This is a genomic window from Naumannella cuiyingiana, from assembly GCF_013408305.1.
Classification (GTDB): domain Bacteria; phylum Actinomycetota; class Actinomycetes; order Propionibacteriales; family Propionibacteriaceae; genus Naumannella; species Naumannella cuiyingiana.
In genome coordinates this window covers 2,368,860-2,389,964 of sequence record NZ_JACBZS010000001.1, presented here as the reverse complement: position 1 = coordinate 2,389,964, position 21,105 = coordinate 2,368,860, and the positions used below count along the sequence as shown (strand labels likewise).

The 21,105-nt window shown below is 67.9% G+C and carries 23 protein-coding genes; 16 read left to right on the top strand and 7 right to left on the bottom strand.

Annotation, left to right across the window (positions count from 1 at the left end; all coding sequences use genetic code 11):
* Positions 1 to 55: 55 nt before the first annotated feature.
* Positions 56 to 511 (top strand): nuclear transport factor 2 family protein, encoded by a 456-nt coding sequence (locus GGQ54_RS11070; protein ID WP_179445440.1) that lies wholly within the window; start codon positions 56 to 58, stop codon positions 509 to 511.
* On the opposite strand, the gene GGQ54_RS11065 is transcribed toward GGQ54_RS11070, so the two are convergent.
* Positions 512 to 1,336, bottom strand: a complete 825-nt coding sequence (locus GGQ54_RS11065) for a DedA family protein (protein WP_179445439.1) — start codon at positions 1,334 to 1,336, stop codon at positions 512 to 514.
* A gap of 48 nt (positions 1,337 to 1,384) precedes the next feature.
* On the opposite strand from GGQ54_RS11065, the gene GGQ54_RS11060 reads away from it, so the two are divergent.
* Positions 1,385 to 1,927: an O-acetyl-ADP-ribose deacetylase gene (locus tag GGQ54_RS11060; protein ID WP_179445438.1), complete on the top strand. Its 543-nt coding sequence runs from the start codon at positions 1,385 to 1,387 to the stop codon at positions 1,925 to 1,927.
* On the top strand, positions 1,924 to 3,075 hold the full coding sequence (locus tag GGQ54_RS11055) for a pyridoxal phosphate-dependent aminotransferase (protein ID WP_179445437.1): 1,152 nt from the start codon (positions 1,924 to 1,926) through the stop codon (positions 3,073 to 3,075). Before GGQ54_RS11060 ends, GGQ54_RS11055 begins: the two co-directional genes overlap by 4 nt.
* A gap of 3 nt (positions 3,076 to 3,078) precedes the next feature.
* On the opposite strand, the gene GGQ54_RS11050 is transcribed toward GGQ54_RS11055, so the two are convergent.
* Both GGQ54_RS11050 and GGQ54_RS11045 read right to left on the bottom strand, forming a co-directional pair.
* Positions 3,079 to 4,251 carry a glycine C-acetyltransferase gene (locus tag GGQ54_RS11050; protein ID WP_179445436.1) on the bottom strand — a complete coding sequence of 391 codons (1,173 nt, stop codon included), beginning with the start codon at positions 4,249 to 4,251 and terminating at the stop codon, positions 3,079 to 3,081.
* Positions 4,252 to 4,343: 92 nt separating this feature from the next.
* The gene (locus tag GGQ54_RS11045; RefSeq protein ID WP_179445435.1) at positions 4,344 to 5,240 is read right to left on the bottom strand and encodes an NmrA family NAD(P)-binding protein; all 897 of its coding nucleotides are present in this window, start codon (positions 5,238 to 5,240) and stop codon (positions 4,344 to 4,346) included.
* Positions 5,241 to 5,318: 78 nt separating this feature from the next.
* Here GGQ54_RS11045 and GGQ54_RS11040 point away from each other — a divergent pair, with 78 nt between their 5' ends.
* A complete protein-coding gene (locus GGQ54_RS11040) occupies positions 5,319 to 6,302 on the top strand; it encodes an AraC family transcriptional regulator (RefSeq protein WP_343045937.1) in 984 nt (327 codons plus the stop codon).
* A gap of 14 nt (positions 6,303 to 6,316) precedes the next feature.
* Here GGQ54_RS11040 and GGQ54_RS11035 read toward each other — a convergent pair whose 3' ends face one another.
* From GGQ54_RS11035 to GGQ54_RS11025, 3 genes are read right to left on the bottom strand one after another with little or no spacing between them, the layout of a single operon-like run.
* Positions 6,317 to 6,742, bottom strand: coding sequence for an acyl-CoA thioesterase (locus GGQ54_RS11035; RefSeq protein WP_179445433.1), 426 nt, complete (start codon positions 6,740 to 6,742; stop codon positions 6,317 to 6,319).
* A 9-nt stretch (positions 6,743 to 6,751) separates the two neighbouring features.
* Positions 6,752 to 7,144 carry a YybH family protein gene (locus tag GGQ54_RS11030; RefSeq protein WP_179445432.1) on the bottom strand — a complete coding sequence of 131 codons (393 nt, stop codon included), beginning with the start codon at positions 7,142 to 7,144 and terminating at the stop codon, positions 6,752 to 6,754.
* Positions 7,145 to 7,179: 35 nt separating this feature from the next.
* Complete coding sequence (locus GGQ54_RS11025; RefSeq protein ID WP_179445431.1) at positions 7,180 to 8,601, bottom strand: FAD-binding protein; 1,422 nt, start codon at positions 8,599 to 8,601, stop codon at positions 7,180 to 7,182.
* A gap of 178 nt (positions 8,602 to 8,779) precedes the next feature.
* On the opposite strand from GGQ54_RS11025, the gene GGQ54_RS11020 reads away from it, so the two are divergent.
* From GGQ54_RS11020 to GGQ54_RS10965, 12 genes are all read left to right on the top strand, one after another.
* A complete protein-coding gene (locus GGQ54_RS11020) occupies positions 8,780 to 10,303 on the top strand; it encodes an AMP-binding protein (RefSeq protein WP_179445430.1) in 1,524 nt (507 codons plus the stop codon).
* Positions 10,300 to 10,560, top strand: a complete 261-nt coding sequence (locus GGQ54_RS11015; RefSeq protein WP_218843825.1) for an acyl carrier protein — start codon at positions 10,300 to 10,302, stop codon at positions 10,558 to 10,560. The genes GGQ54_RS11020 and GGQ54_RS11015 overlap by 4 nt, the downstream gene beginning before the upstream one ends.
* A gap of 3 nt (positions 10,561 to 10,563) precedes the next feature.
* Positions 10,564 to 11,646 (top strand): hypothetical protein, encoded by a 1,083-nt coding sequence (locus GGQ54_RS11010; RefSeq protein WP_218843824.1) that lies wholly within the window; start codon positions 10,564 to 10,566, stop codon positions 11,644 to 11,646.
* Positions 11,646 to 12,533 carry a tryptophan synthase subunit alpha gene (gene trpA, locus GGQ54_RS11005; protein WP_179445429.1) on the top strand — a complete coding sequence of 296 codons (888 nt, stop codon included), beginning with the start codon at positions 11,646 to 11,648 and terminating at the stop codon, positions 12,531 to 12,533. Before GGQ54_RS11010 ends, trpA begins: the two co-directional genes overlap by 1 nt.
* Positions 12,530 to 12,904 carry an ectoine synthase gene (locus GGQ54_RS11000; protein WP_179445428.1) on the top strand — a complete coding sequence of 125 codons (375 nt, stop codon included), beginning with the start codon at positions 12,530 to 12,532 and terminating at the stop codon, positions 12,902 to 12,904. The genes trpA and GGQ54_RS11000 overlap by 4 nt, the downstream gene beginning before the upstream one ends.
* Before the next feature lie 3 nt (positions 12,905 to 12,907).
* Entirely contained in the window at positions 12,908 to 14,047 is a 1,140-nt protein-coding gene (locus GGQ54_RS10995) for an acyl-CoA dehydrogenase family protein (RefSeq protein ID WP_179445427.1), read from the top strand.
* Between the two features lie 2 nt (positions 14,048 to 14,049).
* Entirely contained in the window at positions 14,050 to 14,757 is a 708-nt protein-coding gene (locus GGQ54_RS10990) for a phosphoribosylanthranilate isomerase (protein ID WP_218843823.1), read from the top strand.
* A 175-nt stretch (positions 14,758 to 14,932) separates the two neighbouring features.
* Positions 14,933 to 15,199 carry a hypothetical protein gene (locus GGQ54_RS10985; RefSeq protein WP_179445426.1) on the top strand — a complete coding sequence of 89 codons (267 nt, stop codon included), beginning with the start codon at positions 14,933 to 14,935 and terminating at the stop codon, positions 15,197 to 15,199.
* The gene (locus tag GGQ54_RS10980; protein ID WP_218843822.1) at positions 15,168 to 16,211 is read left to right on the top strand and encodes a 3-oxoacyl-ACP synthase III family protein; all 1,044 of its coding nucleotides are present in this window, start codon (positions 15,168 to 15,170) and stop codon (positions 16,209 to 16,211) included. Before GGQ54_RS10985 ends, GGQ54_RS10980 begins: the two co-directional genes overlap by 32 nt.
* Complete coding sequence (locus GGQ54_RS10975; protein WP_179445425.1) at positions 16,208 to 16,978, top strand: SDR family NAD(P)-dependent oxidoreductase; 771 nt, start codon at positions 16,208 to 16,210, stop codon at positions 16,976 to 16,978. Before GGQ54_RS10980 ends, GGQ54_RS10975 begins: the two co-directional genes overlap by 4 nt.
* A 24-nt stretch (positions 16,979 to 17,002) precedes the next feature.
* A complete protein-coding gene (locus GGQ54_RS10970) occupies positions 17,003 to 17,260 on the top strand; it encodes an acyl carrier protein (RefSeq protein WP_179445424.1) in 258 nt (85 codons plus the stop codon).
* Between the two features lie 172 nt (positions 17,261 to 17,432).
* Positions 17,433 to 18,143 carry a beta/alpha barrel domain-containing protein gene (locus tag GGQ54_RS10965; RefSeq protein ID WP_179445423.1) on the top strand — a complete coding sequence of 237 codons (711 nt, stop codon included), beginning with the start codon at positions 17,433 to 17,435 and terminating at the stop codon, positions 18,141 to 18,143.
* Here the strand turns inward: GGQ54_RS10965 and GGQ54_RS17640 are convergent.
* Positions 18,063 to 21,077, bottom strand: coding sequence for a BTAD domain-containing putative transcriptional regulator (locus tag GGQ54_RS17640; protein ID WP_179445422.1), 3,015 nt, complete (start codon positions 21,075 to 21,077; stop codon positions 18,063 to 18,065). The genes GGQ54_RS10965 and GGQ54_RS17640 overlap by 81 nt on opposite strands.
* Between the last annotated feature and the right edge of the window lie 28 nt (positions 21,078 to 21,105).

The window sequence follows — 21,105 nt, the reverse complement described above, 5'->3', positions numbered from 1 at the left end:
ACGTTCGTTCTCTAGGTTACCGGAGAACGATCGTTCTCCACGGACAGGACACCCGATGCCGGACCAACGCCCGCCACTGCCCCCGTTCGATGCCGATTCGGCCGCCCGCAAGGTGCTCGCCGCCGAGGCCGCGTGGAACACCCGCGATCCCGAGCGGGTCGCGCTGGCGTACACACCGGACTCGGTCTGGCGCAATCGCGACCTGTTCCTGCAGGGCCGTGCCGAGATCATCGACTTCCTCACCGCGAAGGGGCAACGGGAGCTGGACTACGTCCTGCGCAAGAGCCTGTGGACCTTCGGCCCCGACCGGATCGCGGTGCGCTTCCAGTACGAATGGCACGACATCGGCGGCCAATGGTGGCGCAGCTACGGCAACGAGCTGTGGGAGTTCGACGCCGATGGCCTGATGTCGCGCCGCGAGGCGAGCATCAACGATGTCGCCATCACCGAGTCCGAGCGCCGGATCCGCGGTCCCCGGACCGAGACGGAGCCGGTCCTGCCGCTGCGCTGATCACTCCTTGGATGAGGATTTGACCGTGACATCGGCCTTGGAGGCGTTCCGGAAGGCGAAGAAGACGATCACCGCGACGAGGCCCAGGCCGATCCACAGCGACCACTTGTTCAGCTCCTCCAGGACCTCCAGCACGGGCAGCCCGATCCGGTAGCCCAGATACAGATAGAGCGCGCGGTTGGCCAGCGAACAGAGGAAGTCGATGATCAGGAAGGTACGCAGCCGCATCCCGCCCATGCCGAGGGCACCGAAGACGATCGCCGACGGGATCGGCAGCACCGGAACATAGGTCAACAAGATCATCGGGATCGCCCAACGCTGCGCCAGCCGATGCGACCACAGTGCGATCTTGCGCCGGGTCCGGCTGAGCCAGCCCGCATTCTGCTTCGCCGCGCCGCCCAACAGCCAGTCGATCATGCCTTCGCCCCACAGCCGACCGGCCAACCAGAACAGCCAGTCGAACTTGATCGCACTCAGCGCGCCGATGATCGCCGCCAGCGGCCACCAGGTGTCGCCGATGTGGATCGCCGCACCGATGCCCACCAGGGCCGAGCCGGAGCCGCTCAGCGCGACCAGCACGTAGGGCACATTCGTCAGCAACCAGACCCGGAACGGGGTCAGCGCCAGCGAGTACACACCCGCGGCGATGATGCCGAACATGCAGATGTAGTCCAGCCGGCCGGGCTTGGACCGGAACGGCAGGCCCGGATACTGCCACCACTCCAGCTCGGCCTCGGCCGCCTCGCCGGGCTCACTCCCCGCCGCGTCGGCGGCGTCGGCCGCGCTGCGTTCGGGGTCCTCGGGCTCGTCGGGGCGCTGGGTCACGCGGCCCGATGCTACGCGAGCGCGGGTCCCGCTGCGACAATGGCCGACATGACGCAGGTGACGGCAATCGAGGGCGACATCACCGCACAGACGACCGATGCGGTGGTGAACGCCGCGAACTCCTCGCTGCTCGGCGGAGGCGGCGTCGACGGCGCGATCCACCGCCGCGGCGGACCCGCGATCCTGGCCGCCACGAAGGAACTTCGCGCCACCCACCTGCCGGACGGCCTGCCCGCCGGGGAGGCCGTCGCGACCACCGCCGGTGACCTGCCGGCGCGTTGGGTGATCCACACGGTCGGCCCGGTCTGGGCGAAATCCCACGACCGCTCGGCGGTGCTGGCCTCGTGTTATCGCCGCAGCCTCGAGGTGGCCCGCGAGCTGGGCGCGCGGTCGATCGCCTTCCCCGCGATCTCGGCCGGCGTCTACGGCTGGCCGATGGATGACGCGGCGCGGATCGCGGTGGGGACGGTACGCGAGGAGATCGCGGCCGGCCGCACCGGCGGCATCGACGAGGTGCGCTTCGTGCTGTTCTCCCCCGACGCCCACGCCGCCTTCGCCGCGCAACTCGGTACGGGCGGGACCGAGGCATGAGGCGGGTCGCGAAGCGGGCGGACGTGCCGCCGTTCCGGGTGATGGAGGTGCTGGCGGCCGCGGCGGCGCGACAGCGTACCCACGGCGACGCGATCATGCTCTGCGCCGGGCAACCCTCGACGCCGGCACCGCTCGCGGCGCGCGAGGCCGCGGTGGCGGCGATCGACGGCGGCGTGCTCGGCTACACCGAGGCGACCGGCGTCCTGGCACTGCGAGAGGCCGTCGCGAGCTACCACCGCGACCGGATCGGCGCCGAGGTGGACGCCGATGAGGTGGTCATCACGACCGGGTCCTCGGGCGGCTTCGACGCGCTGTTCCTCGCCGCATTCGACCCCGGAGACGTGATCGCGATGGCCAGGCCGGGCTATCCGGCGTACCGGAACACGCTGCACGCGCTGGGGTGTGAGGTGCTCGACCTGCCGTGCGGCCCCGACACGCGATTCCAACCCACGCTGGAGATGCTGACCGCGCTGCCCGTACCGCCGGCCGGGCTGATCATCGCCTCGCCGTCGAATCCGACCGGAACGATCATCGACGCCGACGAGCTGGAGCGGATCGCTGCGTGGTGTGTCGATCATGACTGCCTGTTGATCAGCGACGAGATCTATCACGGCATCACGTTCGGTCGGGAGGCGGCGAGCGCGTGGCGATTCACCCGCGATGCGGTGGTGGTCGGCTCGGTCAGCAAGTACTTCTCGATGACCGGCTGGCGGCTCGGTTGGATGCTGCTGCCCCGGTGGCTGCGGCGACCGGTGGACGTGCTCAGCGGCAACCTGTCGATCTGTCCGCCGGTGCCGTCGCAGTACGCCGCGATCGGTGCGCTGTCGTCGGCGGCGGCACCGGAGCTGGCCGGGCATGTCCAGCGGTACGCCGAGAACCGCGAGTTGTTGATCAACCGGCTGCCGGAGCTCGGGATCACCAGCTACGCCCCGCCGGACGGCGCGTTCTATGCCTGGTGCGATGTCTCCCACCTGACGGGCGACTCCGCTCGTTGGTGCGCCGAGATGCTGGCGACCACCGGTGTCGCGATGACCCCGGGCGCCGACTTCGACCCCGTGCACGGGCATCGCTATGTCCGGCTGTGCTTCGCCGGCTTCGCACAGGAGCTGAACACCGCCATCGACCGGCTGGTCGCGCAGCTCGGCTGACGCTCAGCCCCGGGCGCGCTCGAAGGCGGCGATGGCGGCGTCGAGGTCGTCGCGGCTGTGGGCGGCAGACATCTGCGTGCGGATCCGCGCCTTGTCGCGCGGCACCACCGGGTAGGAGAAAGCCCGCACATAGATCCCGTCGGCCAGCAGCCGGTCGGCCATCGCGGCCGCCTGCGCCGCATCGCCGATCATCACCGGCACGATCGGATGATCGGACTCGGGGATCTCGAAGCCGCGGGCGACCATCTGCTCGCGGAAGTACGCCGTGTTCTCCCGCAGGCGAGCGAGCAGCTCCGCCGAACCCGCCAGCAGGTCGAGGGTTGCGAGCGCAGCCGCGACGATGGCCGGCGCGACCGAATTGGAGAACAGATAGGGGCGCGAGCGCTGCCGCAGGAGCTCCACGATCTCGGACCGCGCCGCGGTGTAGCCACCCGAAGCCCCGCCGAGAGCCTTGCCCAGCGTCCCGGTGATCACATCGACCCGATCCTGAACGCCGAACAGTTCCGGCGTACCGGCGCCGTGCTCGCCGACGAAACCCACCGCATGCGAGTCATCGACCATCACCAGCGCGTCGTGAGCCTCGGCAAGATCACAGATGTCGTCCAGCGGAGCGACATAGCCGTCCATCGAGAACACGCCGTCGGTCGCGATCATCCGCGTGCGGGCGTCCTTCGCAGCGATCAGTTGTGCCTCCAGGTCGGCCATGTCGCGGTTGCGATAGCGGAATCGCCGCGCCTTGCACAGGCGTACCCCGTCGATGATCGATGCGTGATTGAGCTCGTCGGAGATGATCGCGTCCTCGGGCCCGAGCAGCGTCTCGAAGAGCCCGGCATTGGCGTCGAAGCACGAGCCGTAGAGGATCGCCGCCTGCTGCCCGAGGAACTCGGCGAGGCGGGCCTCCAGGTCGGTGTGCAGCGTCGTGGTGCCGCAGATGAACCGCACCGACGCCATCCCGAAGCCCCAGCGATCAAGCCCCTCCTTGGCCGCGGTGATCATCTTCGGATGATCGGCCAGGCCGAGGTAGTTGTTGGCGCACAGGTTGATCACCCGCCGCCCGTCGGCGACCTCGATCTCGCCGGCCTGCGGAGAGGTCAGCGGCTCCTCGAACTTGTAGAGCCCCTCACCGCGGAGCTGGTCGAGTTCGTCGGTGAGGCGCTGCCGCGTGGATCCGTACATGGCACTGACCCTACGGCCAACGCCCGCCTTCGCCCGTCCCCGCACCCGGGCGGTCGGCATTGACCGGCCCGGGACGGGGTGCGGGGCAAGGATCAGACGGTGGCGGGCTTCGCGTTCCAGACGCCGGTGCGGGCGACCTCTTCGACCCAGTCGGCGAAATCGCGCGGCTTGCGGCCGAGCGCCCGCTCGACATCGTTCGTCAGGTAGCTGTTGCGCCCGTCGAAGAACTCCGCCAGCAGCGGCGAGAGGGTGTCGGCGAACTCGCGTGGTGCGCCCTCCGCGGCGACCGCATCGGCGAACTCCTGGGTGGTGATGGGGCGGTACTCGAGCTCGCGCCCGCTCTGCTTGCCGATCTCGGCAACGGCCTCGGCGAAGGTGAGGAGCCGCGGGCCGGTGAGCTCGTAGCGCTCACCCACGTGGCCGGGCTCGGTCAACGCCGCCGTGACCACGTCGGCGATGTCCTCGACGTCGATGAAGGGATCGGCGTTGTCACCGAACGGGAGCGCGAGGACGCCCTCACGGATCGGATCGAGGAAGACACCCTCGTCGAAGTTCTGGTTGAACGAGGAAGGGGCGACGATGGTCCATTCGACCGGGAGCCTGGTGACGGCCTCCTCGCAGCGCACGGCTTCGTCCTGACCGCGGGCCGAGAGCAGGACGAGCCGCTGGACCCCGGCGTCGACCGCGAGCTGGGCGACGGTGCCGATCGCCTTCGCCGCGCCCGGCCACTCGACCTCCGGGTAGTACATGAGGTACGCGGCCGAGACCCCGGTGAAGGCACCGGCCCAGGTCGAGGAGTCTTCCCAGTCGAACGGCGGGTCGTTGTGGCGAGAGCCGATGCGGACGTTGACGTCGCGTGCCTTCAGGCGCTCGGCGACCCGGCGGCCGATCCGGCCGGTGCCGCCCAGGACCAACGTCGCCTGACCCTTGTCGGCGGGCGGGTTGTCGGTGGTGGAGGAATTGATCGAGGAAGTGCTGTCTGTGTTCATGACTCGATCCTTGACGACATCGGCCAACCGTTCCATAGCCAATGTCGCGATTTACATGTCTGATCTTACGATAGGCTCATGCGCATGGACGCATTGGCCGCTCTTCTCGAAGGGCCCCGCGCCAGTGGCGCGTTCTTGTTGCGGATAGCGCTGGATCCGCCATGGTCGATTCGGGTTCAGGACCGCGCGCCCCTGTGTGTTGCCGTGATGCTGCAGGGCCGCGCCTGCATCGAGGCAACGGACCATGAGCCGGTATGGCTGCAGGCCGGGGATGTCGCCATCGTTCGTGGGCCCGAGCCGTATCACCTGAGCAGCGACCCGGCCATTCCTCCACAGGTGATCGTCCATCCCGGGCAGCGGTGCAAGACACCGGACGGGGTGGACCTGCGCGAACAGATGACGCTCGGTGTCCGGACCTGGGGAAGCAACCCCGACGGTTCCATGCAGATACTGCTGGGCGTGTACGAGGAGGTCGGGGCGGTCGGCCAGCGACTGCTCGACGTGCTCCCGCCGGTCGTCACGATCGCCGGCCACACCTGGAACTCGAGCCTGATCCCCGTGCTGGCGCACGAGGCCACTCGCCAGGGCCCCGCCCAGGGCGTGGTCCTCGACCGCCTGCTCGACCTGATGCTGATCGCGATCCTCCGGGCCTGGTTCGACCGGTCCGGGACCGACGCGCCGCCGTGGTACCGGGCCTTCGCCCACCCCGTGGCCGGCGAGGCCCTCCGGCTCTTCCACGAGGAGCCCGCCAAGCCGTGGACACTGGCCAAGGTCGCCGCCGAACTGAAGGTCTCCCCCGCGACCCTGGCCCAGACCTTCCGGGCACATGTGGGAACTCCGCCGATGACCTATCTGACCGAATGGCGCCTGGCGCTCGCGGCCGACCTGCTCCGGCAATCGGATGCGACGCTCAACACCGTCGCCAGGTTGGTCGGCTACGGCAGCGGCTTCGCCCTGAGCGTGGCGTTCAAGCGCGTCTACGGGATACGCCCGAACGAGCACCGCAAACTGGCTCTGCGCGAGTCCGACGCGGCCGAGTTGGTGCGGCCGGCCCAAGGTTGACCGGCCGCAGACGCTCAGCTCCCGGTGAGCACCTCGGGTGAGCTGGCCAGCTCGCGCAGGGTGGTACGCGGATCGCTGACCAGCGCGCGCGTGGTGAGGTCGATGACGCCGACAACGGCATCGACCCGCGCAACCGACACCCCGGCCGGCGTCCGGAAGTTCTGCGTGAGTTCGATGAACCTGCCTCGCCCGCCGGTGATGACGCAGGAGACGTTCACCTCGTCGCCCACGCGCAGTTCGCGTTGGAAACGTGCGGATGACCGCAGGACGACCGGCCCGATTCCCGCTTCGCCGAGCTTGTCGCGGGTGAGTCCGGCAGCCTGGAAGTACTTCCATCGCGCATGCTCGGCGTACTGCAGGTAGACGGACTGATTGAGGTGTCCCTGCCCGTCGAGTTCGTAGCCTCGGACCTCGATCTGGACCTGGAATGAGTCGCTCATCAGATCTCCTCAGACGCCGACCGGGTCGTCGAAGACGATCCGCCAGGTCGCATCGGGCTGCAACCGCGACACCACCGTGCCGCGCCCGGCAAGCTCGACCGGCGTGCCGTCGGCATCGACACCCTGCAGTTTCCAGTCTGCGTGAGTCATGGCCAGATCGCCGGACCGGACCGCGCTGGTCATCTCGATGTCGGCACTACGGATGACCTGGAACATCGCCATCAGCTCGTTCGTCACCGCCGCGATGCCGGCCACCGGCTTGCCGGAGGGAGGCGTGATCAACACTCCCGTCGGCTCGAACAGATCCAGCATCGCCTGCGGATCATTGGTATTGAATGCTTGTGCGATCATGCCGGGAATTTCTTCGGGACTACTGGCTGGCATTGTCTGGGTTCTCCTCATGCGGGACGTAAGGGACGTGGCCGGCGCGATGCCGGTCAGCGGAAGATTCTTTGGCCGGGAGTCAGAATCGAGGCGGGGTCATAGCGCCGCTTCATCCGTGTCAGGTCGGGCCATCGATCGCCGAAATGGGCCCGCCAGTCGGACCGCGTTGTCGACGGGACGGCGCCGACGAGGTACCGCTTCCCGCCCAGACCGACGGCCCGGTCATAGAACCTGCGATTCTGCTCCAACAGACTCTCGGTGTCTGTGAAGTCGGGCGCCGGCACGCGGATCAGACTGATCTCGAAGAACTCGTCGGTGCGCCGGGCCGGCAGAACCAGGTTGGGTGTGCTCAGGGTCCGCGAGGTCATGGGCGAGATGCGGACCTGCCCGGCCCCCATCTGGTTCACGGTGAGCTCGCCGAGCACGGTGTCGAGGTAGGCCCGGCTGTTCTCGGTGCTGACGAACATCATCAGCCAGGGCTTCTTGGTCGTCCAGAAACCGGCTTCCTTCAGGGCCGCCCAGTTCGGTTCGAAACGCAGCAGCCACTCCCGCATCGACAGGTCAGCCGTCGACTCGAGCCGCGCCTGTGCCGACAGGACCTGCCGCACGGTGGCAACATCCGGCTGCGCCGCCCCGGTGTAGAACACGCCTACCGCGAGCCGGTACGCCCAGCCGCCGGACGGCTGCGGCACCGCGTAACCGTTCTGGTCGTTCACGACGCCCGACCGCATGATCGCCAACGAGTCACGCAGGAACGCCTCACGATCGGTGTAGCTGAACTCGAACGACCGAACCGATTGCGCGGCGGGGACGAGCCGGGCACCAACCCGGACGATGATGCCGAACTGGCCCGCGCCAACGAGAACCGCCTCGAACAGCTCGCGATGCCGCGTCCGCGAGCAGGTGATCAACTCCCCTGTTCCGGTGACCACCTGGAGCCAATCGATGTTGTCTGCCTGGGCCCCGAAGTGCTGGCTCGCTCCTCCGAGACCACCGACGCTGAGCGTGCCGCCGATCGACAGGTGCGCGTAATCGTTGTAGACGGGCGGCATCTGACCCGTCTCCAACGCCCGCAGCGCGAGCGTCGACCACACCGCTCCGGCGCCGATGTCGGCCCGCCCGCGCTCCAGGCGTCTGATGTCGCTCAGGGTGGTCAGGTCGATGGCCACACCACCATCGACGAGTGCCTGACCGTAGTGGGAGTGCGACTCGCGTTCGGTACCGCTGCCGCTCTGGCCGTTCACGGCCACCGCGATCTGGTAACGAGCGCAGTAGCGAACGATCTTCTGCACGTCGGTGACCGAGCGTGGCCTGAGCACCGCCAGCGGTTTCCGGTGCACGATTCGACCGAAATCCTCGGTGAAGCCCTCGGTGGCAAGGGTCAGCGTTCCGTCCAGGTTCGGGATCTTCTTGATCAGATCTGCGCCAGCGCCCCCGCTGGCCCACACGCGCGTCTCGGTGTTCCAGCCGATCACGGCGGCGCCGGCAGTGGCAGCAAGGCCCGAGAGTACTGCGCGGCGCGAAACTAGCTTTGTCATGGCGTCTGTCTACGGCCCCGGGTGCAAGCCGAGCGCAACAGCGTCGAGTCGCGCGCCCAGCCGTCACTGATCTTGTTGCGGACCGTTTGCAGGCATTGGCGCAGTGTTGACGGCGATGACTACCACCGAACTCTGGACATCGTTCGCCGCGCGCGCCGACGCCCACCCCGAGGTCACTGCCCTCGTCGCGGGCGATCGGTTCGTCTCCTATGGCGAGTTGACCGACATGGCCCTGCGCGCCATTCCCCGATTGCGCAGTCTTGACCTTCTCCCGGGTGAACCGGTTGCGGTGGAGGCTGCGAAGACACCGGAAACCATCGCTGTCGTCCTCGCCGGGATGGCCTGCCGAATACCTGTGGTGCTGCCGTCGTTGACCCTGCCCCCGACGACCAGAACGATCTTGTTGGATCGGGCCGGCGCCCGTCATCTGGTGAGCGAGACCGGCACCACTCCCGCCGATCCGCCTCCGCCGCTCGATGCCGGCCACTCCCAACCACGCCCGCCCGGGCGCCTGGACACGGCGATCATCCTGACCACGTCCGGGTCGACCGGGATCCCGAAGCTGGTCCCGATCGCGACCGGGGCCATCGAACGGTTCGCCGACTGGGCGGCCGCTCGGTTCGACATCACCTCGGGCGCAGTCGTGTTGAACTACGCGCCCCTCAACTTCGATCTCTGTCTGCTGGACGTCTGGACGACACTGCATCACGGAGGCACCGTCGTGCTGGTCGACACCATCACGGCAACCCACGGTGATCGACTGCTGGACCTGCTCGACACCCAAGGGGTGACGGTGCTGCAAGCGGTCCCGATGGCCCATCAACTCATGATCAGAGCAGCTCGGGGCAGCGGGCGAAGCATCCCCTCTGTTCGACACGTGATGTTCACCGGTGATCATCTGCCCCCGCATCTCCTGCCGGACCTGCAGTCCCTGTTTCCCGCCGGCCGCCGCTACAACCTCTACGGCTGTACCGAGACCAACAACAGCTTCATTCACGAGCTACCCGCGGGCGCCACACCCTCCCAGATTCCGTTGGGAGAGCCCCTGCCCGATGTCGATGCGATCATCGTCGACGAATCCGGCCAGGTGCTCGCCGGCGAGGGCCGTGGCGAGCTCGTTGTGTCGACGCCCTACCAGACGGCCGGTTACCTCGGTTCGACCACGGCGGGTGCCGGGCCGTTCATCGAGGCTGATCCCTCCTGGCCGACCGCCGGCACCCGGCCGCTCTACCGCACCGGCGACATCGTGCGCCGCGACCATCTCGGCGCGCTCCATCTCGAGGGTCGCAACGACGCGCAGGTGAAGGTCCGGGGTACGCGGGTGAACATGGCGGCGGTCGAGCGCGCACTGCTTGATCATGACGACGTCGCCGAGGTCGCGGTGGTGGCCACTCCGGACTCCGTGGCGGGCCACGTGCTGAACGCGGTGCTCCGGCCAGGACCGGACGCCACGATCAACACCCTCGACCTCCGCCGACACTGCGCCGGAACCCTGCCGACGGCGGCGATCCCCGCTTGCTGGCAGGTCACCGACGGCCCGCTACCGAGGACGTCGACCGGAAAGATCGATCGCGAATCCCTACGCCACACCATCGAACGCGCTCAGGCCGGAACTGGCTTGATCGGAGAGGAAGCATGATGCGCACCCAGGACACCATCAAGGACTACATCGTCACCGAGTTCCTGCCCGGAGCCGCGGCAACCGACCTCACCTCTGACTACGACCTGCTCACCAACGGAGTCATCGACAGCCTCGGCCTGCTCAAACTCATCGCCTGGGTCGAGACCGAATTCGACGTGACCGTCGACGAGGCGGCCCTGGACCCGGACAACTTCCGCAGCGTCGACGCCATCGACGCCCTCGTGAACCGGCCGGCACCCGTCAGGACCAACTGAGTCATGACAGACGCGCTCACCACCCTTGCCGCCGGCCGTCCCCTCGACGAGGCGACCTGGCAGTCGTTCTGGGACGATCTGCTCGCGGATCGCCTGGCCGCCGACGTCCTGCTCGGCGTCCTGGACGCGATCAACACAGCAGGCGTCCATCGCGACGACCAAGGTCACCAGCAGACCATGATCAACCTCGCGCTGACGTTGCGCGCCCGTAACCCGGTCCCGGCGCACTCGTACGCGGGAACGGTGAACGTTGTCGGGGTCGGGGGCGGCCCGTCGACCTTCAACATCTCCACCGCCGCCGCGTTCGTGGCCGCAGCGCTCGGCGTGCGGGTGGTCAAGACCGGCTCCCGGGCGTACTCGAGTCGGTACGGTTCGATCGATCTGCTCGACCGGCTCGGCATCCGATTGACGAAGTCCCACCAGGACACCGCGGCGGCCGTCGAACGACATGGCATCGCCTTCGCGGGCCCGTTCGTCTATCCCCGGGAACTGACCGTGCTCGCTCGCCGGATCATGCCGGTGCCCCTACGAAACTACGGCCGGATCCTCAACTTCATCGGGCCGTTCCTCCCGCGGCTGCACGGGGCCAGCCAACTCACCGGCCTGGCCTCGCCGACGCAATTGCCTGTTGCCACCGCCGTCGCGGCGGCGATCGACGATCAGGACATCTGGTTCTCGACCAACGCCGTCGGCGCCGACGAGCTGATCAGCACCGCCGACAATGCCCTGCATCACCACGGTGGACGAACGATCAAGATCGCTCGGGCCACGCCCGGATCCGGAGATTCGTTCGCCGGCCTCGCTCCCGTGGACGACCCGACTCGACTGGTCGACCACTTCCTGGAGGTGGTGTCCGGCCTCGGTGGAGAGGACGCGACCCACACGGTCTCCCTGAACGCCGCCGCACTGATGATCATCGGTGGGCTCGAAAGCTATTGGCCGGCCGCGGTCGATGCCGCACGGGCCGTCATTCAGGAAGGCGTGGTGCGGGAACTGGTGGAGTCGATGCGGGCCGGTACGCCGGTCCGGCCGTCCGCGGAGAGCGGTCGCGACGGCAGCCCGGCACTCTCCGAAGCGAGGATCTGATGACCGAGATGTTCACTCGCCCGATGGGGACGGCCGTCTTCCTCAACGCCGGCGACCCGCCCTTCGAGGTGCTCGACGACGTTGCCGACGTGCTCGACGACCGCGGTGTGGATGTCCTGGAGCTGGGCGTCCCCTTTCCGGACTCGATCAGCGACGGGCCGGTGATCCGCCGCTCCGCGGACCGGGCGCTGGCTGCCGGAACGGACCTGGCGCAGGCATTGGCATTCGTCGCCGGGGCGCACGATCGACACCGTCATCTGAAGATCGTTCTGCTGGCGGACTGGGCCCATACGGTCAGGCCGCGATCGTTGACCTCGGTGATCGGGGCGGTGGCGGAGTCCGGGGCGGCGGGATTCCTGTTGCACGGTGCGCCGCCTCGGGTCCGGCCGGAGTTCTACGACCACGCGCACGCGGCCGGGCTGCCGATCGTCACCACGTGTTATGCCGGGTCGCCCCCGGCGGTCGTCGCCGAGGCAGCCGACCACGCATCGGCCTATGTGTACCTGGTCGCCCACTACGGGCGCAGCGGGTCGGGACCCAGCCCCGACCCCGAAGCGATCCGCCCCCAGCTTGCGTCGCTGCGCGCGCACACCGAGGCACCGATCGCCGTCGGCTTCGGCATCCGGACCGGTGCCGACGTGGCGAACATGGCCGCGGTCGGCGCAGACGCTGCCGTGATCGGCAGCGCGATGGTCGGGCGCGCGGAGGCCGCCCACCTGGCCGGTCGCGATGTCGCGACCGAGATCGCCGCGTTCGTCGACGAACTCGACATCGGCCACGCATCACTGCGCGCCGGTCCCGCGTACACCATCGCCTGCACCACGACCACTCCAACACCCGATCCCGTCAACCATGCCACGGCAACTATTGAAGGAGACCAGAAATGATCGTACGCCAACTGAAGGACGTCACCACCATCGCCTGGGGCAACGGCCTCAGCCGGAGATTCCTGCTCGATTCCGACGGGCTCGGATACACCGTGACCGATACCATCGTCCTCGCCGGAACGCGCTCCCTGCTCGAGTATCGCAACCATCTGGAGGCCTGCTACTGCATCGAGGGCAGCGGTGAGGTGATCACCGTCGAGGGGACGAGTCATCGCATCACCCCGGGCACGTTGTATGCCCTCGACCAGCACGACGCGCACTACCTGGTCGCTGATCCGGACTCCGACCTGCGGCTGGTCTGCGTCTTCTCTCCTGCCCTGAAGGGCACCGAAGCACACAGCCTCGACCGCGCCGCGGCGTCCGCGTACTAGGTCATGCGAGCGTGGGACGACCAGCAGCAGTCGTTGCGGGACGGCATGTTGCGGTGGTGCGCCAAACTCCCGTCCGCCTCCCTCGACGGCCGTGGGCACGCCGATTTCCCCTGGCAGGACTGGCAACTCATCACAGCCACCGGGGTCCTCGGCCTGCCGTTCGAGCCGAAGTATGGCGGCGCCGGCACCGATCTGCTGACGACGATGTACGTGTTGGAGGCGCTCGGAAAAGCGTGCCGGGATGGAGGACTGAGCTTCTCGGTGGCGACCGCCATGTGCAGCGTCGGGGTTGCGCTGGCGGCATTCGGAACCGAGGAGCAGCGGCAGCGCTACCTGCCTTCGGTGGTCGACGGTTCGATGGCTGGAGCGCACGCGATCAGCGAACCCGACTCCGGTTCCGATGCGCTCAACATGCGGACGACCGCGACCCCCGACGGCGAGGACTACATCCTCAACGGAAGCAAGGCCTTCGTCACCAACGGGCCCATCGCCGAGGTGGTCGTCGTCTACGCGAAGACGCGTCCCGAAGGCGGTCCCCTCGGTATCACCGCTTTCCTGGTCCACGCCGACGACCCGGGCTTCACCGCCGGTCGGCCGGTCCAGAAGATGGGGCTCTCGACCTCGCCCATGGCGGAGCTCTTCTTCGATGACTGCCGCATTCCCGGTGCCCGGATTGTCGGCGGCCTCGGCAGGGGATACATGGTGCTCGCCCATGTCATGAAGTGGGAGGTGCTGTGCTCGTTCATCATCAACATCGGCGAGATGCAGCATCGCCTCGACAGATGTATCGAGTACGCCAAACAGCGAAGGCAATTCGGACACCATATCGGCAGCTACCAGGCGATCGCGCACCGGCTGGTCGATATGCGCATACGACTGGAGACCGCGCGACGATGGCTGTACGACACGGCAGAAAGACTGACCAGCGGTCACGACGTCACCGAAGATGTCGCCATCTCCAAATTACTGGCCAGTGAGGCCAATGTCGCATCCGCACTGTCGGCGATTCAGATCTTTGGCGGGAACGGCTATATGTCTGAATTCGGTCTCGACCGCGAGCTGGCGAATGCCGTCGGCGGCACCATCTACTCCGGGACGACCGAGATCCAGTACAACCGGATCTCCTCCCTCATGGGACTGTAGCGATGACCACGCAGCACGACCGGATACAACAAACCCGCGTGATGCTGAAGGTCTGCGGCGCCACCCAGGACGCAGATGTCGACATCCTGGCGGCCAGCGGCGCCGACCTGGTCGGGCTGTGGCACGGTGTCTCCGGCGGCGCCCACGAGCTGTCCCTCGGGCAGCTCGCCAGGCTGGCCGCGCTCGCGCGCGCCGGACGAACGCGGTTCGTCGAGCCGGTCCTGGTCTCGTTCCATCGCGACCCGGGCACGATCGTCACCGCGGCCAGCACCGCCCGCATCAACCTGGTTCAGTTGCACGGCTACCAGCCGCCGGGCCTGGTCCGGGTGCTGAAGCGCGAACTTCCGACCCTGGTCGTCGTCAAGGTGCTGCATGTGTCCGGAGCGGACTGCGTCGAGCGCGGCCTGCTCGACTCCTACCAACGCGCCGGCACCGACATCTTCCTGCTCGACGCGACCGGCCCGCGCGGGCGGGTGGGGAGTACCGGGACCACCATCGGGTCGCGGGTAGTGGCGGAACTGGCGGAAACCTTCGACATCCCTTTCATTCTCGCCGGCGGGATCTCGGCACACAACCGGTGCGAGTTCGACGACATCGCGGCGCACGAAAGATTTGTCGGGGTGGACGTCGACACCGCGGCAAGGAATGAGCGCGGAGAATTTTGCACAACCCGGATCCGTCAAATCAGGAAGGGCTGGCAACAGGGCTGACTGCGTGGCCCTCGTCGGCGCGATGGCTCGGCCGACCGACGGCTCACCACCCACTTTGCAGATCGTTTGCAGCGCGGTAAGTACGATCAAACAAGATGGTGGCCAATCGCGCAGCGCCGCGGCTTGCCGACCGACTGGCGAAAGATATCCGCAGGAGCACTAGAAGGAGTTCAGCATGAAGATGCCCAGTCTCGAAGAATCCGTCAACCGTCTGATGGCGGTCAGCGGGGTCGAGGAATTTGACCCGGACACGCCGCTGACCTCGTCGGCCGTCGACTCCCTCGATCTCACCGAGTGGGTCTATCACATGCAGGAGCAGTACCCCGAGCTCGCGCTGGACGAGTCCATCGTCGGCGAGATCAACGACTCGATGACCTTCCGGGACCTGCACAAGAAGATCCAGGAAGACCGTGTGGTCGGCGCGGTTGCCAACGATGGCTGAGGCAACGACCGTCCCGGGGATCAGGATTGCCGGTTGGGGCCACCACGTGCCCGCGGGAACGCTGGTCAACGCCGAGCTGAGCAATCGGTTCGGAATCGACGACGACTGGATCGTCCAGCGAACCGGCATTCGCGAACGGCGGGTAGTGGGCGCCGGCGAGACCACGGCCTCCCTCGCGGCCGAGGCCGGGCGGGCCGCGCTGGCCAGTGCCGGTCTGGGCCCGGACCAGATCTCCCATCTGATCGTCGCTTCCGGCACTCCGGAGCAGCCCTCGCCGGCGACGTCGGCATTCGTTCAGCGAGAGCTGGGAACCGCCGGCGGAGCCCACGACGTAGGTGCCGAGTGCGCCAGCTTCGCCTATGGCCTGGTCGTCGCGGCCGGCCTGATGGCAATCGATCCCCGGCCGATCCTGCTGATCGGCGCCGACACTCGCTCGCGTTGTGTGAACCCGGAAGATCGGGACCTGAGTGTCCTGATGGGCGATGGAGCAGGCGCGGTTGTGCTCACGCCCTCGAGCCGAAGCTGGCTTCGTCACTGGGACACCGGATGTGACGGCTCGAAGGTGGAGAGCCTGAAGATCACGGCGGGCGGGAGCCGCCTGCCCACCAGCACGGACACCGTTCGCGACAATCTGCACTTCGCCAAGATCAAGGGCAACGAGATCTACCTCAATGCGGTCCGGTTCACCGTGGGTTCGGTGCGGCGTACGCTCGACTCGGCCGGCCTGGACGTCGATGGCATCGACCACCTCCTGCCCCACCAGGCAAACATCCGCATCATCGAGTCGATCATGGAACATGCGGGCGTACCGCAGGACCGTTTGATCACCAACATCGAGCGGTACGGCAATACCGGTGCCGCATCGATACCGATCGCCCTGTCCGAGGCGTTGGCCGCCGGCCGCATCGAACCCGGCGACAAGCTGCTACTCGCCGCCTTCGGCGCGGGCATGGTGTGGGTCACCGCCCTACTCGAGTGGGGTGCGGGCGAGCCGATGGAGTGGCAGTCATGACCGCCGCACCGGCACCCGCCCCGCGGGGCGTCGGCGAGCGCCCCGAGTCGCCGGTCGCGCTGGTCACCGGGGCGTCGGGCGGATTCGGCGCCGCGGTTGCCGAGTTCCTGGACCGTGCCGGATGCCGCATCGTCCTGCACTACAACCGATCGGCCGAACAGGCCCGGCAGGTGAGCTCGCGTCTGTCCAACAACTCGCTGGTGGCTCAGGCCGACATCACCGACTGGGATTCCGTGCAGGGGTTGCATGATCGGATCACCGCCGAACTGGGTGGGGTCGACATCCTGATCAACAACGCGGCGATGCGCAGCGACGCGCTGATGATGAATCAGGCGCCGGACGTGTGGAGCACCGTCATCCAGACCAACCTCCTGGGGACCTTCCACATGAGTCGCGCGGTGCTGCCGGGGATGGTTCGACGCCGCTGGGGGCGAATCGTCAACGTGGTCTCCCCGTCGGCCCTGGTGGCGACCGCGGGCCAGACGGCCTACGCCGCCTCCAAGTCCGGCGTGATCGCACTCACCCGCACCCTGGCGACCGAGTGCGGTCGGCGGGGCGTCACCGTCAATGCTGTTTCACCCGGGTTCATGGAGACCCGAATGACCGCGGACGCGACCGAGAAGTTTCGTCGTGATCTCGCCGCCAAGCTGCCGATTCCACGGCTCACGACACCGCTCGAGGCCGCGCCGGCGATCAAGGTATTCCTCGACAACGACTACATCACCGGCCAGGTGCTGAGCGTTGACGGCGGAGTATCTCTCACCTGAACACGACCGAAAGAACGGAAAGACATGACCACTCAGGACACCATCAAGGACTACATCGTCACCGAGTTCCTGCCCGGAGCCGTGGCAACCGACCTCACCTCCGACTACGACCTGCTCACCAACGGAGTCATCGACAGCCTCGGCCTGCTCAAGCTCATCGCCTGGGTCGAGACCGAGTTCGACGTGACCGTCGACGAGGCGGCCCTGGACCCGGACAACTTCCGCAGCGTCGACGCCATCGACGCCCTCGTGAACCGGCCGGCACCCGTCGGGACCAACTGAACCGCTCGACCCGCTCGCACGGCGTGGGCACGCGGTGGCCGGGACCGTGTCGGCACTGGCGTCAGCCGTCGCGGGACCCGGCCGCCGCGCAACGGGCGCGGGCAACTGACACCTGTGCACGCCCCGTGAGCACGCACGCCGGTTCATCCGGGCCGGCGAGGAGGGATGATCGATGGACAGTCGTTTCCTGACTGCCGTACTGAACGCACGACGACCGGTGATCATGGAGCTGAAACGACGCTCGGCCGACGGCGAGGAACTGTTCCGGGGCCGGACCTCGGCACAGATCGTCGCCGCCTACACCGACGCCGGGGCCCCGTGTCTGTCCGTCGTGACCGGCCGGTGGTTCGGCGGGGATCGAGATCTGCTGGACGAGGTGGTCTCCTGCACCGATCTCCCAATCCTGCACAAGGACTTCTTCACGAATTCCTCCCAGCTCGTTGCCTCACGCGACGCCGGGGCGTCCGCGGTGCTGCTGACCGCAACCCTCCTGCCGGACCGAGCAATGGCGCGGCTGGTCGAGAAGGCACATGACCTTGGCCTCACCCCGTTCATCGAGGTCGCCGACGAGGCCGAGATCGCTGCGCTTCCCGACGCCGAGGGTTGCATCGTCGCCGTGAACAACAAGGACATCAGGAAGCGGGAACGCGGCGAACCCGACCGTGAGCGAAGCCTGCGACTGCTGTCGCAGATCAGGGCGACGGGCAGCCGCTGCCCGGTCAGCGCCAGCGGCATCGACAGCGCCGACGATGCCGCCCGGTTGCTACGCGCCGGCTATCGCGGGCTCCTGGTTGGGACCGGCCTACTGCAGGCGGCCGATCTGTCCTCGTGGTGTCGAACCGTGGACGAGCTCATCGGCGTAGCCGGCGGCAAGCTGTCCTGACGGCGCGACCGACCCGAGCGCCGGATGATCGGCCGACAGCCCCTGCCACTCCACGGCGGGCGGTACGCCCAGCTCCTCCGCCGCCGCCAGGACGCGGGAGGCGAGTGCGCCCGCCTCGGAGAGTCGGCCGTCGGCGATCAACGCCTGGGTGACTCGCAGCGGGCGCTCCTGGTCGTAGGGATCCAGCGCCATCGACCGCTCCAGGAGACGGACGGCCTCCCCAAGATCACCATCGCGCAGAGCGGCGACGAGTACGACGTCGATCAGGCCGAGCGACCGGCGCCGAACGGCCTCCCGCCTCACATCGACGAACTCGTCGTCGACATCGTCTGGCAGTAGCGGACCGGCGAAGGCGTCCAGCGCCGCCCGAGCCGATCGAAGCTCGTCGTCCCCGCGTGCGGTGACTGCGGCCTGGGCAAGTTCGTCGAACTGGTGCAGGTCGACGACACAGGAGGCCAGGCTCAGCGTGGAGCCGCTGCGAACCACCAGCCCGGGATAGCTCTGGCGTACCCGGGTCAATACGTTCTTCAGCCGGCGCTGGCCGACGCCTCGAGCCGCCCCCGGCCACATCTGCTCGGCCATGAACTCGTCCCTGGCCGAACCGCCGGTCAGGACGAGGTACTTCACCAACTGCTCGGCGCGGCCGGGACCGACCAGAGCCGACCGGCCACGAGCTATGCGGAACTCACCGAGCACGCGCACCTCGAACTGATCGCCAGAAGCACTCCCGGTCGTCACCGGCCCGTGCGGCAATCCCGCCCGGAGCACATCGACCAGCCGCTTCTCGCGACGCTCGGGAAGATCGGGCACGCCCAGTCCGGCCGACCTGTCGAAGGCGGCCACCAGCGAAGCACCGGCACTTGCGGTGCGACCCGCCACGTCGTGCACGTAGCCCGTCAGCAGTTCGGCCTTCCACCGGGCGCCCGGCGGAATGTCCCCTGCCTCGAGCATCTGCTGCAGGGCCGCGCCGGCCTGCGGCTCGCCCTGTCGTGCTCCGAGGAAGGCCTCGGTCATCGTCACGAGCGTCGGATCCTCGACCCGATGATCACGTGCTTCCTCCAGCAACCGGTTGGACGACCCCTGGGCACCCACCATGGCGCAGGCATCGGCTGCCTCGCAGAGGAACAGCAACCCGCCGCCGTCGTTGATCAGTTGCCCCAGGTGGGCAGTCGCGATGGCGAGCTCACGCAGGGTCATCGAGCCGTCGCCACGGTTGGCCGCGATGATCATCCGCGTCCATGCCGCATGTCCCGGGACCCAGTCGATGCCGAGCAGATCCGCGAGCGAGGTCGCTTCCTCGAGCATCTCGAGCGAGCGGTCGGATTCGCCACTCAGCGCCTGCAGCCGTGCCTCCGCCACCAGACAGAGCATCCGGTCGATCTCGGTCTCGCTGGAGAGCGCCAGCCGGTTCAACAACGCCGCGCCCTGTTTGGTCCGACCGGACGCAGCCAGGACGTGGGTGGCGAGATTCCGCCGAGCCTCCGTGGCGCGGGCCGCCTCCGCCAGCTTGCCCCAGGTGATCGCCGCCTGTCGCATGGCATCCTCGGCCCGCCGCAGGGTTCCGCCGTCCGGAGTCAGCGCGAGGAACATGCCGAGCGCCTCGAGCAGGCTGGCATGCGCACGGCTACCTTCGGGCACCCCGGAGTCGAGAAGCTCCACGACCCGGGAGAGTCCTTCGGAGTCGCGTAGCCTCGCCCGCTGGATGAGCAGCTCGCCCTCGACCTCCAACGCCAGCTCATCGCTGTGCCGGCGGGTGACCCGGAATGCCCAATCGATCACTTCCCGCTCCTCGGCGAGCTGGCCCAGATTGCGATGCGCCCTGGCCAGGTGCATCAACACCCGCGGGGAGCTCTCGGCCACCCGTCCGAGGCTCGCCACCAGGCTGACGAACTCAGCCGGCGGAATCCGGTTGATCCCAGACGTCGGCAGACTCCCGAGAAGCTCGGCCGCATCCTCGGCCAGGCCGCTCTCGACCAGGAGCGTCGCAGCCGCGGCCTCGGCGCGGTGCGAGACCAGTAGGGGCGCCCCGCGTCGCGCCAGATCGGGGTCCAGGGGGGCGGTGGCCGTCAGCGAGTTCCTGGCCTCCTGGCACAGCCGCGACCACCCGTCGGCACCCACCGCGAACGGGATTCCGGCCCCCAACAGCCGGCGCAGCAGACCTGGCTCGCCCAGGTGCGCCATCAGGCGGTCATTCACCTGGGGGAAGGCGGCAACCTGGGCCATCAGGAGCCGATCGCGATGATCCAGGTCAGCGGCATAGTGGTCGATCAATTGGCGGATCAGGTCGGAGTTCTGGACGAGCATCGTCGCCGACGCCATCCGATCGGCTGACCGCATGAGCCGTCGGACCATGATCTGCAGCAGGGCGACCCAACCCCCGGACAACGAGTGCAGCATCGGGCCGAGCCGCTGGCCGTCCTCGTCACCGAGTTGAAGCCGAGCCAAGGTGTCGGACTCCATCTCGTCGAACAGCAGATCCTGGGTGTTGAATCGCTCCGCATCCCCCTGGAACTCCAACGCGGCCAATGGATCCGGCAGTACTCGGCTGCTGATCAGGACCCGGAGCGAACCGCCGCAGCGGGTGAGCTCGGCGAGCCACTCGGCGGCATCGTCGGTGAGCATCTCGACGTTGTCCACCGCGAGCATGCCGCACCCGACAGATTTGGTGAGGCACTGACGAGCCGTTGCGATGTCCGCCAACGCAGATCGGCTTCCCGTGGTGGCCTTGAGTTCCGCGACCAGCGTCGCGTGATCGGCCGGCTGGTCGCGGGCCAGCCGAATCAGCACGCCACCGTCGGCTGCGATCAACTGCTCGAGCAATTGGGTCTTGCCGAGCCCACCGCCCGCTTCGATGAGCACGGAGCGCCGGAATCTGCGGATCTCATCCACCAACCGGCGCCGCACGACCTTCGGGGGTTCCACCACGGAGTCCACCCCCTCTCCTCGGTCCCCGTCACGACAC